This window comes from bacterium (assembly GCA_040755755.1).
GTDB lineage: Bacteria > SZUA-182 > SZUA-182 > DTGQ01 > DTGQ01 > DTGQ01.
Genome location: JBFLZW010000021.1, coordinates 25,085 through 37,429, shown reverse-complemented (window position 1 = coordinate 37,429; position 12,345 = coordinate 25,085). Strand labels below are relative to the sequence as shown.

Annotated in this window: 9 protein-coding genes and 1 pseudogene; 7 read left to right on the top strand and 3 right to left on the bottom strand. The window is 50.7% G+C overall.

Going from position 1 to position 12,345, the window contains the following annotated elements; all coding sequences use genetic code 11:
- The first annotated feature begins 414 nt into the window (after nucleotides 1-414).
- Nucleotides 415-657, top strand: a pseudogene (locus tag AB1611_07395) (UPF0175 family protein).
- Nucleotides 658-671: 14 nt separating this feature from the next.
- Here the strand turns inward: AB1611_07395 and AB1611_07390 are convergent.
- Together AB1611_07390 and AB1611_07385 are read right to left on the bottom strand one after the other, a co-directional pair.
- A complete protein-coding gene (locus AB1611_07390; GenBank protein MEW6379416.1) occupies nucleotides 672-950 on the bottom strand; it encodes a nucleotidyltransferase domain-containing protein in 279 nt (92 codons plus the stop codon).
- 75 nt (nucleotides 951-1,025) lie between these two features.
- Complete coding sequence (locus tag AB1611_07385; GenBank protein MEW6379415.1) at nucleotides 1,026-3,404, bottom strand: mechanosensitive ion channel domain-containing protein; 2,379 nt, start codon at nucleotides 3,402-3,404, stop codon at nucleotides 1,026-1,028.
- Between the two features lie 129 nt (nucleotides 3,405-3,533).
- On the opposite strand from AB1611_07385, the gene AB1611_07380 reads away from it, so the two are divergent.
- The 5 genes from AB1611_07380 to AB1611_07360 all read left to right on the top strand — a co-directional run bounded on the left by AB1611_07380 (nucleotide 3,534) and on the right by AB1611_07360 (nucleotide 10,193).
- Nucleotides 3,534-4,697 (top strand): diadenylate cyclase, encoded by a 1,164-nt coding sequence (locus AB1611_07380; protein MEW6379414.1) that lies wholly within the window; start codon nucleotides 3,534-3,536, stop codon nucleotides 4,695-4,697.
- A 179-nt stretch (nucleotides 4,698-4,876) separates the two neighbouring features.
- A complete protein-coding gene (gene pulA / locus AB1611_07375; protein ID MEW6379413.1) occupies nucleotides 4,877-8,047 on the top strand; it encodes a type I pullulanase in 3,171 nt (1,056 codons plus the stop codon).
- A 29-nt stretch (nucleotides 8,048-8,076) separates the two neighbouring features.
- A complete protein-coding gene (locus AB1611_07370) occupies nucleotides 8,077-9,516 on the top strand; it encodes a mannose-1-phosphate guanylyltransferase/mannose-6-phosphate isomerase (GenBank protein MEW6379412.1) in 1,440 nt (479 codons plus the stop codon).
- Nucleotides 9,517-9,675: 159 nt separating this feature from the next.
- Nucleotides 9,676-9,930 carry a type II toxin-antitoxin system prevent-host-death family antitoxin gene (locus AB1611_07365; protein MEW6379411.1) on the top strand — a complete coding sequence of 85 codons (255 nt, stop codon included), beginning with the start codon at nucleotides 9,676-9,678 and terminating at the stop codon, nucleotides 9,928-9,930.
- Nucleotides 9,930-10,193, top strand: coding sequence for a type II toxin-antitoxin system RelE/ParE family toxin (locus AB1611_07360; protein ID MEW6379410.1), 264 nt, complete (start codon nucleotides 9,930-9,932; stop codon nucleotides 10,191-10,193). The genes AB1611_07365 and AB1611_07360 overlap by 1 nt, the downstream gene beginning before the upstream one ends.
- Nucleotides 10,194-10,362: 169 nt before the next feature.
- Here the strand turns inward: AB1611_07360 and AB1611_07355 are convergent, their stop codons facing one another.
- Nucleotides 10,363-11,688, bottom strand: coding sequence for a YhjD/YihY/BrkB family envelope integrity protein (locus tag AB1611_07355; GenBank protein MEW6379409.1), 1,326 nt, complete (start codon nucleotides 11,686-11,688; stop codon nucleotides 10,363-10,365).
- Nucleotides 11,689-11,928: 240 nt separating this feature from the next.
- Here AB1611_07355 and AB1611_07350 point away from each other — a divergent pair, with 240 nt between their 5' ends.
- Nucleotides 11,929-12,330 carry a hypothetical protein gene (locus AB1611_07350; protein MEW6379408.1) on the top strand — a complete coding sequence of 134 codons (402 nt, stop codon included), beginning with the start codon at nucleotides 11,929-11,931 and terminating at the stop codon, nucleotides 12,328-12,330.
- The last annotated feature ends 15 nt before the right edge of the window (nucleotides 12,331-12,345 follow it).

The following is a 12,345-nucleotide window of genomic DNA, read 5'->3' as shown; positions in this document are numbered from 1 at the left end:
ACCAAATACCTCTCAAAAGCCTCCAATCCCGTCATTCCTGCCTACGCGGGAATGACAGAGAATGAATCCGATGGCTGACATAATGGCTGACATATTTGATCAGCCCTATCTTACCACAGGGATGGTGCCTAATAAATGAGAGCGAAAGGAATTTATTTTACTCCTGCTTTTTACTTTCCAATGATATCCTCTGCGTCTCTGCGCCTCTGTGGGAGAAATACCAACTCTTATGTAAGTGCCATTCCTGCTAAGTACCTATCCGAAAAGTGGGGATGACTCCAATAATGGCTTGGTCTCCCAGGACTTTTCGGCTCTAAGTAGTACGAAGATACAGGACGGGGAGAGAGTTGCCTGGTTGCAGGATTTACCGAAGGAGGAAAGCCAAAATTTACAAATCTATCCCAGGAGGACATCATGTCAGTCCGAGTAACCATTGACTTGCCGGAAGGAGCTTTTTCGGCGCTCAAGCTCAGCCCGGATGCCTTTATCAAAGAGCTTCGCCTTGCCGCAGCGGTTAAGTGGTATGAAGTGGAGATGATCTCTCAATCCAAAGCGGCTGAGATTGCCGGTGTAAGCAGGCATGATTTTCTCGTGGCTCTCTCGCGTTTCAAGGTTTCTCCCTTCCAGGTTACTGCTGAGGAAATTGCTGAGGAACTGAAAAATAACATTACTTACTTATTGGAATTTGTCCCAGCAACCTCACAAAGCTCTACCAGCACGCCTTCACGCCGTGCAATTTCGATAATAGGGGTGGAATCATCTTTCTCCCATTGCTGCTCGCCGCAGGGTATGGGTTCAATCCGGTTATCGGTCCTGGCTGTTGTACGCCACAACAGATCTATATCTATATCCTTCCGTTGAAATACCTTGTCGAACTGGGGTGATATAACGATAACATCGATGTCGCTCCATTGGTGAAATTTCCCTGTAGCATACGATCCGAAGATCACGCCATGGTGAACTGGAAGCCCCTGATCCCGTAGTGCCAGAAGGTATTAATCTTAAATCTCACCCCAGATATCCCTCTACTTCCGCCCTTTCTCCTCAGCCAGTATTTCTCTGACTATCACCCGGATAAGCTCCCTTAACTTACCTCCCTGCATCCCCTGGCCACCCTGCTCCCCCTGCTTTTCCCCCCGCCCTTTAACTCCGATATCCTCCGCATTTCTGATATTGATATCGATGGGCTTGCTTTTCTCCCCGAAGTAGATGGTGCGGTGGGGGAAGGGAATCTCGATGCCCTCCTGATCGAACCGCTTCTTGATTCTGCGGTTCATCTCCCGGCCTACATCCCATTGTTTGATCGGCAGGGTTTTGATCCTGGCCTTGACGAGCATGGATGAATCATCGAGCCTGTCCAGGCCAAGAATTTCAAGTGGTTCCAGGATCATGGAGCGGTAAGGCTCCTCCTGGGCGATCTGGTCGCCAACCTCCCGGAGAGCGGCAAACACCTGGTCTACATCCTCCTTGTAAGATATGCCAATATCGAACACATAGTAAGCAAAGCCGTGGGTCATATTGGAGACCGTAGTGATGGTCCCATTGGGGAAAATATGGACCGTTCCATCAAGGCCCCGCAGGACCGTAGTACGCAGGTTTACCGCTTCGACCAGGCCGCCGGTCCCGTTGAGAATGGCCACATCCCCCACCCTGACCTGATTCTCCACGATGATAAAAAGCCCGCTGAGAATATCCCGCACCAGATTCTGGGCCCCGAAGCCCACAGCCAGACCGGCGACTCCGGCACCGGCCAGAAGGGGGCCGATGGAAAATCCAAGCTCCTTGAGTATCATGGTTCCCGTAACCGACCAGATAAAAACCGCGGCAGTCTTATGGAGCATTCCGACGATGGTTTTCATCTGTTTTTCGACCTCGACAGGAGGGCCTTCCCCCTTCTGAATCCTTGTTTCAGCGACCCGCCTGGCAGCTTTTTGAATCACGAAGGCGATGATCTGAATTAAAATAATCGCCGTCAGAACAAGAGACGGAATACGGACAAGCCGGAAGAGATGGGCTGAGTGACGGGCCAGGAATCCGAAGATATCGAGTTTCCAGATGGTCATGATTATCAGCAGGGTCAGGATGATTATCGACAGCCGGACAAGGCGGCTGATCCAGACAATATATTGGTTAATCTGCTTTTCCAGATCGGGATAACGCTGAGCATGCTGCCTGCCCAGGATCGAGATCTTCTGAAAGAGCCTGCCCCAGAAGATCCTGACCAGAACGGCCAGAGCAATAACCAGAATACTTTTCATGGTGGCATACAGGGAAATCTGTGCAGCCTGCTCATAGCCCAGAAGATCGAGCATAAGGATTCCGGAAAAGTAAATAATCAGCACCAGATAGGCCTTCCCCAGCGCCTGGTTATAGGCGTTTTTCACCTTTATCTTCCAGGCAGGGTCTTTCTCTTCCACGGTAAAGGAAAACCGCCTGCGGATGCTCTCTCTCCACCGGGTCAGAATAATGGTCAGGGCTATCAGCATGCCCGCCTTATAGATTTTGAAAAAAGCGGCCGACATCTGCTCAAGACCAAGCAGGGCGCTCACTCTGACCAGAATGAAGGCCCACAGGCTCAGGAAGAGAATCCGGCGGCACCAGTCAAGGATGTACCTGGTCAGAGAATCCTCAAGGTGAAATAACCGGTCTTCCTCCTCTTGCGGGGAGACGACCAGGCGGCAGAGATTTTTGAAGAAGCGGCAGCCAAACCATGCACCGAGGACCGTGAGGGCAGCCGAGACAGTCGTTTCTGAAAAGAGGAGGCTCAAGAGCCCCCAGGCCAGCAGGAAAAGAATGACCAGGGGATAGGTCTTGAGAAAAAGGTGAAATGACAGGGCTCTCAACTTTCCGGAAAGGGAAGCCTTATCCCTTCTTTGGCAGGAAGCCTTCCATTTTTGGGTTAATTTTTGGGAAAGAAGCCATAAGATGACCCCGAAAACGAAGAACAGCACAAGCTTCAGACCGGTATCAAGCAGCCTGAGCCTGACCTCCCGGTTGGAAAGATACTCTTTGATCCGGCCGTAGTCCTCCGACAGATGACCGACCTTTCTCTTGAGTAAGTCGAGATGAGATAAATTTTTTTTGACATTCTGGAATAATTGGATAAAATTGAGAGGACCGCCATGTCTGGTAATGGGAGCGGCACCGGTTTTCTGCGCCAGGCTCTCTCTTTTGGCAGCCAGCAGGCTCTCGATCTGACTGATCGAGGCGCTTCTTTGTTTCTCATCGGAGAGTAGCTTTAAAACATCTTCCAGGGATGCTATATCCTGCTGAAGTTTTTGAATTTCCTGGTCTTTTTTGATCTCTTGCCCGTAAGGAGCATCCGCCGAAGCAGGATCGATAAGGCAGACGAGAACAAGAAAGATAATCAGAAATGCTTTTACCGAGCGAAATTTTATCTTCATGATACTGCACAGACACCTCATCAGTTATTTTCATCAGGTTTTTATCGGCTCGAAATGCAGTGCCAAGCTCATTGATAATATCATAAAATCGGAAGGTATGGTATACACTGTCTCATGGTCAATTTATTAATGAACTTCAAATTGCTGGATCTTATCGACATTTTATTGATTACCTTTATTGCCTATCAGTTATACAGTCTGTTCCACAAAACCAAAGCTTTCCGGATTCTCATCGGCTTAATGGGCCTTGGGGGAATTTACACCCTGGTGAGATCCTGCGGGCTTTTTCTCTCCACCTGGGTCTTTCAGGTTTTCTGGCAGGTATTGATCGTTCTGATCATCATCGTTTTCCAGCCCGAAATCCGCGAGGTACTGGAGCGGGTCAATCCGCTGAACCTGCTGCCGGAAAAAAAGGGTGTAGCCCATGATCCCTCCATGGTCGAAACCATCAGCCAGGCTGTCTTCCGGATGGCCGGAGAGAGGACGGGTGCGATCATCGTGTTTCAGCAAAAAGATGATTTGCAGCACCTGATCCGGGATGGAATTGCCTTCAACGGAGAAATCAGCGAGCCCATTTTGCTGAGCATCTTCCAGAAATCCTCTCCCATCCATGATGGAGCCATCCTCATCGATGGAGACCGGATCAGACTGGTGTCCGGATTCCTGCCCATGACGGAAAAAGCCAACCTGCCCACCCGGTACGGCTCACGGCACCGGGCCTCTCTGGGGCTGTCAGAGCAGTGCGATGCGTTTATCGTTGTTGTTTCCGAGGAAAGGGGGCATGTATCCACAGTTCAATACGGCCAGATAAAAAGAGTTCCGGACGCCAAAATCCTGAGCACCCTGATTGTCGAGCATCTGACCCAAAAAAGAAAGAAGGAGAAACTGTCAGTCCAGGATTTCATCTCCCGGACAATTCTGGACCACTGGCCCAGGAAAGTGGCTGCCTTCTGCCTGGTTTTTTTCTTCTGGGCCCTCCTGGCCGGGCAGCAGAACTACTCTCTCGATATGATCGTGCCCATCGAGTATAAAAACGTCCCTGCCAATATGGAATTGACCTCTCCTCCCAAAAAGGCCAAAATATTCATCAAAGGCACCCGCAAACTGGTTGCCTCACTGAAATCTGAGGACCTTCGGGTCGATTTAAACGTCGCCCTGGCCCAATGGGGAAGGCGCACTTTTTATCTGTCCAGAGAGGATATCAGCCTGCCTGCCGGCATCCAACTGGAATACATCGACCCGACATCGGTCCGGCTGGATTTTCGAGTTAAATCAGTGGCCAGTGATCAGTGATCAGTGATCAGTGATCAGTGGTCAGTGGTCAGTGGTCAGTGGTCAGTGGTCAGTGGAAAAGCTGAAATTGATACCTTCAAACCGATAATTTCTTTTGAGCCGTAAAGGGAAAGGCGGGGAAAAGCCGAATAGACCTGATCTCACAATCTCACAAAAACTCTAAGGGGGAGGACAATGCTATGATCCAACTAACCACCTCCTGTTCCTGCTTGACTATCCATTACCACCGCTACGATGGCTGTTATGATGACTGGTATCTGTGGATGTGGCTGGAAGGCAGGCACGGAGCTCTGTTCGAATTTGTGGGGCATGATGACTATGGTGTTTTCAGCCGCATAGACTGCCAGAAGCTGGGGAGCTCAGCCAGGGTGGGCATTTTGATTAAAAAGAGCAGGGACCGGTGGGATAGAGGAAAAGAAGAAACCAGATTCATTGAGATCGCCAGACCGATACCGACGGAGATCTGGCTGCTGGAAAATGACCCGAATATCTATTATGTGCCTCCCGAAATCAAAATCAATGTTGTCGCTGCCTTTGCCGATGATCCAAGAACCATTATCGTCAATCTCTCGGCCCCGATAGTCTCGGATGAAAAGGGGGAGTTGAAGGCTGTATCGTTTTCTCTGCGTGAGCGGGGAGGGACGATCTTTCCTATCTCTACGGTCAGGAACACAAACCTCCTTGGTCAGAAAACCTCGTTTAATCCGCGGAAAGATGGCTATGAGATCCTGGAAAATGGAGCAGTGCACTTTATCTATGATCCATCTTCTCAGGGAGACCCGGCAGAGGAGCGGCTCGAAGGTCCGAGGAGCATTTTTGTTCTGGGCAATCATAATAACTGGCAGCATGGTGAAGGAGACCCGCGATGGAAGATGTGGTGGAATGAGCAGGAAAGATATTATGAACTGATCGTTTACGGATTTCCCCATGATGGCTCCATCCAGTTCAAATTTAAAGAGACACTCGATAACCCGGACCACGGCTGGGTGCCGGGAATAGCTGATCCCCCCCTGCTCCTCCTGGGTCTCCAGACCAGAAAATTAGCCATTGAGCTGGAGAAGGACCTGGATATCCGCCAGGAGTATTATCTGGACAAGGATAAAAAGGTCATCCCCAGGAAGATTCTGGCCGAACCCCGGTTCTTTTATGACGGTAATAACCTTGGTGTTACGTATAGTCCGGAGGCTACTACCTTCAAGGTCTTCGCTCCCATGGCCGAAGCCGTTTCAGTGCTCCTGTACCCGGACCTGTGGTCCGATCAGGCCAGTGAGGTGCCTATGACCGGCGACCTGAGCGGCAGGTGGATTTCGCAGACAAACGGGATCTTCAGCGTGACCGTGCCGGGAGATCTGAAAGGGCAGTACTATACTTTCCGTCTGACCTGCTACGGAAAACTGTCCGAGGTCATGGATCCCTATTGCCGCTGTGCCTGCTCACAGACCAGAGGAATTCTGACCGTTCCGGAGCATGCACCTTCATCCGACCGGGGTGTGTCATATACCCCGCAGGCGCTGTTCTTCCATTTCCCTTTTACTGACGTACAACAGATGCGGGTCATGCTCTTCAGGTCATTTGATGACCGCACGGGAATTGAAGTTCCCCTGACCAGGGACGAGCATGGCGTCTTTCAGGGGAGCCATGCCGGAGACTGGAAGGATGCCTTTTATATGCTTCGTTTGACTGACCAGGAAGGCAGAGAAAAAGAAATCGTTGATCCCTGGGCTGAGATGATTGCTGTCGGGCCGTCGCGGGGGAAAATTGTCGACTTTGAGGAAATCAACCGGCAGCTCAGATGGGAAGAGGACCACCGGCCTGCGTTCCGGGAGGTAATACCGGAAGACGGATTTATCAAACCGGAGGATGCCGTCATTTATGAGCTTCACCTGCGGGAGCTTACCATTGCCGCCAACTCAGGGGTAAAGAACAAGGGGCTGTATACCGGACTTGCCGAAACCGGGACCAGGGGACCGGAGCAGGTCAGAACAGGGCTTGACCATCTGCTTGAGCTGGGAGTGACCCATGTCCAGATCATGCCCGTCATGAGCTTCACCAGTTGGATAGGCCGGGAGCAGTTTCAACAGTTTCCCCATTATAACTGGGGTTATATGCCGACCCTTTTTTTCTCGCCTGAGGCGGCAACCTATGCCAGTAATGCGGCCGATGAAACCGCAATCAGAGAGCTTAAGCAGATGATCAAGGATATGCATAAATCCGGCCTTCGGGTCATTATGGATGTTGTCTATAATCACTACGACAGCCGGGCTCCCTTCGATCAGGTTGTGCCCTACTATTATCACCGGATGGACGAAGAAGGAAAAATCTCCAACGGCTCCGGGACAGGGAATGAATTTAACACGACCTATCCCATGGCCCGGAAGCTGTTACTCGACTCGGTGAAATTCTGGATCCAGGAATACCACATTGACGGTTTTCGCTTCGACCTCATGGGCCTGATCGATGTTGAAACCATGACCAGGGTTGCGGCGGAGTTGCACGCCATTCATCCGACTATCCTGATCTACGGGGAACCCTGGGCCGCCGGGCCATCTCCTCTTGCGGTGATCAACGAGAAGGGGAGGCAAAAAGGCCGGGGTTACGGGGTGTTCAACGACCATTTTCGCAATGCCATCAAGGGGTCGCCAAATGGTCCGGACCCATCCTTCATTCAGGGGCATTCCTCCATCGATATCGCCGCCTCCATCTGCCGGGGATTACGGGGATCGATCGAGGATTTTGCCCAGGATCCCGATGAAACCATCAATTATGTCACCTGTCACGATGATCTGGTGCTGAGGGATAAACTTGAACTATCGGCCAATATGGATGAAAACAGCCGCAAGAGGATGGTCAAACTGGCGGGTTTGCTGGTCCTTCTTGCCCAGGGCATCCCTTTTCTTTACTGCGGCATGGACCTCTATCGCACCAAGCAGCATATCGCCAATACTTACAATCAGCCTGATTCGATCAACCGGATCGACTGGCACCTCAAGACCATCCATGCTGATATTTTCCACTACCTCAAGGGGGTCATCACCCTTCGCAAGCAGCATCCGGCCTTCCGGCTGGGCAATGCCGAAAGGATCTACAGCCGGGTGCAGGCCACTGCTCCGGTTCCTGAGCAAATCGTCTATTCCATCGACGGCAGCGGCCTGAGCGGGGAATCCTGGTCAAAGATTCTGGTCCTGATAAACGGAAGCACGAGCGGGGCAGCCACCTTCCTCCTGCCCGAAGGAAAGTGGAGGGATGTCCGCCTCGACAGCGGCGTGCCACAGGAGGGAGAAATCGCTTCCGTCTCCCTGGTCGTTGCACCTGCCAGCGCAGTAGTGCTTCACAGTGAGGAAAGTTCTTGAAATAATAATAGAGAAGGAGTCATACGTGCATGCATGAGCAGGAAATAAAGGTCTATCCAGTTTTATTGGCCGGAGGCACTGGCTCGAGGCTGTGGCCGATTTCACGCCAGCTTTTTCCCAAACAGCTCGTCAGCCTGGTCGGGGCTGATTCATTGATCCAGGGCACCATCAAAAGGCTCTTTCCACTCCTTTCCCCGGACAGAGTGCGCATCGTCTGCGGCATCGAACACTATTATGAAATCAAACGGCATCTGAAAGCCATCGATATACCGCCTGACAACAAGGTCATCACCGAGCCGTGCGGGCGAAATACCGCACCGGCAATTCTTCTGGCCGCCCTGACCATTTTACAGACAGAAGCGGATGCCATTCTGCTGATTCTGCCTGCCGACCATGTCATCAATGACCTGGCAAGCTTTCAGGCGAAATTGCAGGCAGCCATCAGACTTGCCGGAAAAGACCATCTGGTCACCTTTGGCATCAAACCCAATTACCCGGAAACAGGCTATGGGTACATCGAAGGAGCACAAAAACTCGAAGGAGAAGATGCCCTGGTTGTCAGGAGGTTTGTGGAAAAGCCGGACGAAAAAACAGCCCGGCATTATGTCGAGGCCGGCAATTTCTACTGGAACAGCGGCATGTTTGCCTTCAAGGCTTCAGTGATCCTGGAGGAATTCGAGACCTTCCAGCCCGCTCTTCTCAAGAGCATGCGGGAATTGATGAATGCCGAAGATGGCCAGCTTCGGGAACGCTACCAGCAGTTACCCGATATCTCCATCGATTACGCCATTATGGAAAAAACCGGGCGCGGAGTGGTCCTGCCCTCTGATTTTGGCTGGAGTGATATCGGCTCCTGGAAATCCCTCTATGATTTTCTGCCCAAGGATGATAATCAGAATGTGGTCGAAGGAGATGTCATCGTCAGGGAGACAAAAAACTGCCTCATCAAGGGTCACGGCAGGCTGGTCGTTGCCAACGGCCTTGAGAATATGGTAGTGGTCGAAACCCCCGATACGGTGTTTATCTCAGACCTTGAAAAAAGCCAGGACGTGAAATCAATCGTCAATGAACTGAAATCCAAAGGCCGCAGGGAATATCAGGCCCACACCACGGTTTACCGCCCCTGGGGCACCTATACCACCCTGGAGGAGAAAGGCGACACCAGAATCAAGCGGATCATCGTTTATCCGGGTGCCAAACTGTCCCATCAAATGCACTACCACCGCAGTGAGCACTGGGTGGTTGTGCGGGGAACAGCCAAAATCACCAATGGCAGTCAAACCTTCTTCCTGGAGGAGAACCAGTCGGCCTATATTTCCAAGACCACCCCGCACCGCCTTGAAAACCCCGGCAAAATCCCGCTCCATATCATCGAGGTACAACTGGGGCACTACCTTGAAGAGGATGACATCGTCCGCTTTGACGATGACTTCGGCAGGACCCAAGACCGGGGAGAAGGGGTGACATGACCATAAAGGCAAGAAAAACAAGGAAACCACAGAGACACAGAGATACAGAGAAAAACACAGGTGAGGGTATTATTGGCCGGATGTACACTTGACAAGGTCCAAGGAAGTATAGTATCCTTGTACAAGATACACAATTCGTACAAGAGGGAGGATTTTATTATGACTCGCTTATCTGCCAGTAAAGCCCGTGACCATTTTGCAGACATCCTCAACCGCGTGGCTTATAAAGAAGAAAGGGTTATCCTTCATCGTCGGGGAAAAAACCTGGCCGCTGTAGTTTCCATTGCAGACCTGGAGCTTTTGGAGAAACTTGAAGATCAGATTGACATTGAAGATGCCAAAGAGGCCCTGGAAGAAGTGAAGGAAAAGGGAACTATTCCCTGGGAACAAATAAAAGCTGAACAGGGGTTATAGTGGCTTACACAATAGAATTTTCTCCGGGTGCTGCCCGCCAATTCAAGGATATCCCCAAAAAGGATCAGGTCCGCATTAAAAACCGGATTAATGCCTTAGCGGAAAATCCATATCCGCCCGATACAAAGAAACTCACCAATGAGCATGACCTTTACCGGATCAGAACAGGAGATTACCGGGTTATCTATACCGTGCGAAGTAATGAGCTAATAATCCTGATCGTAAAAATCGGTCATCGTCGGGAAATCTACCGAGGACTTTAGGGCTAGTTGATACCAAGCATCCTTCAAAGTCAAAGCGTTTTTCACCCTCCCAGGCTCTCACTCTTCACTCTCTAACGCTCTCGCTCCCTGCACTTTTGCTCATTTCCTGTGTTTTTCTCTGTGTCTCAGTGTCTCAGTGGTGTCCTTTTTCTTTTTCCTTATAAGTACCCTACGGCTGGCTGCCAAGAACAAGGTCCTTGATGGTCCCCTCGCCGATCGCCTTCCCGATGGCCTGGTCGATATCACCGATGATCCGGTCAACCTCGCTGACAGAAAAAAGGCTGTCCTGATCATGGCCAATCATTCTGACCGAGCCGAGCAGCTCTTTCAGGGTTATGGTTTCGATATCCCTGGCTGGCAAAAAGATGTGTGGACCATCGTTAACTTCAATAACCAGCCCCTTTGTCTCCAGAATGGTCAGAATATCCTGAATGGGATCGACCGGGAGCTGCAGATAATTCACCAGCGAATTGAGCGTCCAGGCAGGGGTGTTATGGTAGTAGCTGTTGCCGATCAGGAACATGATTGTCAGGATGAGCTTTTCCCTGAACCGGTGGTCGGCAAAAAGCGCCTCCTGATTCGCACCGAGAATCAGCGGGTACTGATGGTAAAAGGCAATCTCCGCACCGATCAGAACGATGCGCCAACTGAGGTAGAGCCAGATCATGAAAAGAATAATGATAGCCAGACCGGAATAGATGGCCGCATATTTGGTCGACGATACCGTGAACGATGCAAAGACCCATCCGGCACCCTCCCAGAGACCGCCTGCCAGCAGGCCCCCCACCAGTGCCGATTTGAATCTCACCTTGGTATTGGGTATGAAGATATAGAGAAAAGTAAAGACTGCGCTGATAAGAAAATAGGGAATCAGCCTGCCGGTAAAATAAAAGACCATGCCAATGGGTTTCAGCGAAGCCAGCTTCTGAAAGGGTGTTGTCCTGATGAAGGAGGCGATGGAACTGATTGCCGAGAAAGCAAGGAGAGGACCAATAGAGATAACGCTCATATAGTCGCTGAACTTTCGGAGGAAGCTCCGTGACCGCCTGACCTTCCATATGGAGTTGAAGGCGTTCTCGATTTTCTGGAGAAGGGATATGATGGTGTAAATTAAGGTGGCCAGCCCGACCGTACCAAGGACACCGACTTTCATATTTGCCACGAATTCGGTAATTTTCTGGGTCACCTCCCCGGCCCTGGGTCCGAAGGGGGCGAGAAAGTTACGCAGGAATGGCTCTATCTGGTTATACACCCCAAATGACTTCAGCACCGAGAAACTGACCGCGAGCAAGGGAACCAAAGACAGGAGGGTCGTGTAGACCAGACTCATTGCCTGGAGGGAAAGCTGTCTCCCGGTGAGCTTTTTCACCGCCACATAAATCAGCCTCAGCAATTTGATCAGAAAGACCCTGAACCTGCCAAGCGAGCTGATGTCCCGGCCCCAGAGCTGGTGAAATGCAAAATTATCCAGTTTTCTCACCCAGCCAAGCTTCATACCATGCGCCTATGCACATCTTTCGAGAGGAGGAAAAGGAGCCTGCTCAACGCTTGGGCCCCGAAAATCTGAAGCTGCCTTGACCCTTCGACAATTATAGTCGGTAAGGCCGCTCAAAAATGTGCAGGTTGGCCAGGTGCTTTTGTATTGCTGTCTGTAAGGAGAGTACACTTTGTGCCGGAAGCCGAAGGCAAGCTTTCCTTTACTCGATAATAATTAAGAAGGAAAGGAGACAAATTTATGGCTGAATTAGAAAAGGAAATTAATCAAGAGCCATTGCTAAAGTTTGGTCAGTTTTTGGTTAATAGGGGCGTTGTCACCGAGGAGACAGTGATTAATGCTTTGGGATTACAAAAGGAGCGCACGGCAGCTATCGAGAAAATAGCGCTTCAGGAAAAAATGCTTACGGTCAAGCAGGTCTTTCACATCCTCAATGAGCAGGATAAGAATCCAAAGACCTTTGGAACGATTGCAGTTGAGCTTGGTTATCTGAAAGAGGAAGAGGTCAAGCGGTTGCTTGACCTCCAGCAAAAATCCCGTCCTCTTCTCGGGGAAATATTAGTTGAAATGGATATCATATCCCAGGGAACTCTCGAACGAGAGCTGGCGGATTATTCTCAATACCTGAGAGCTTATATCTAGCCCGGTGAACCTGAA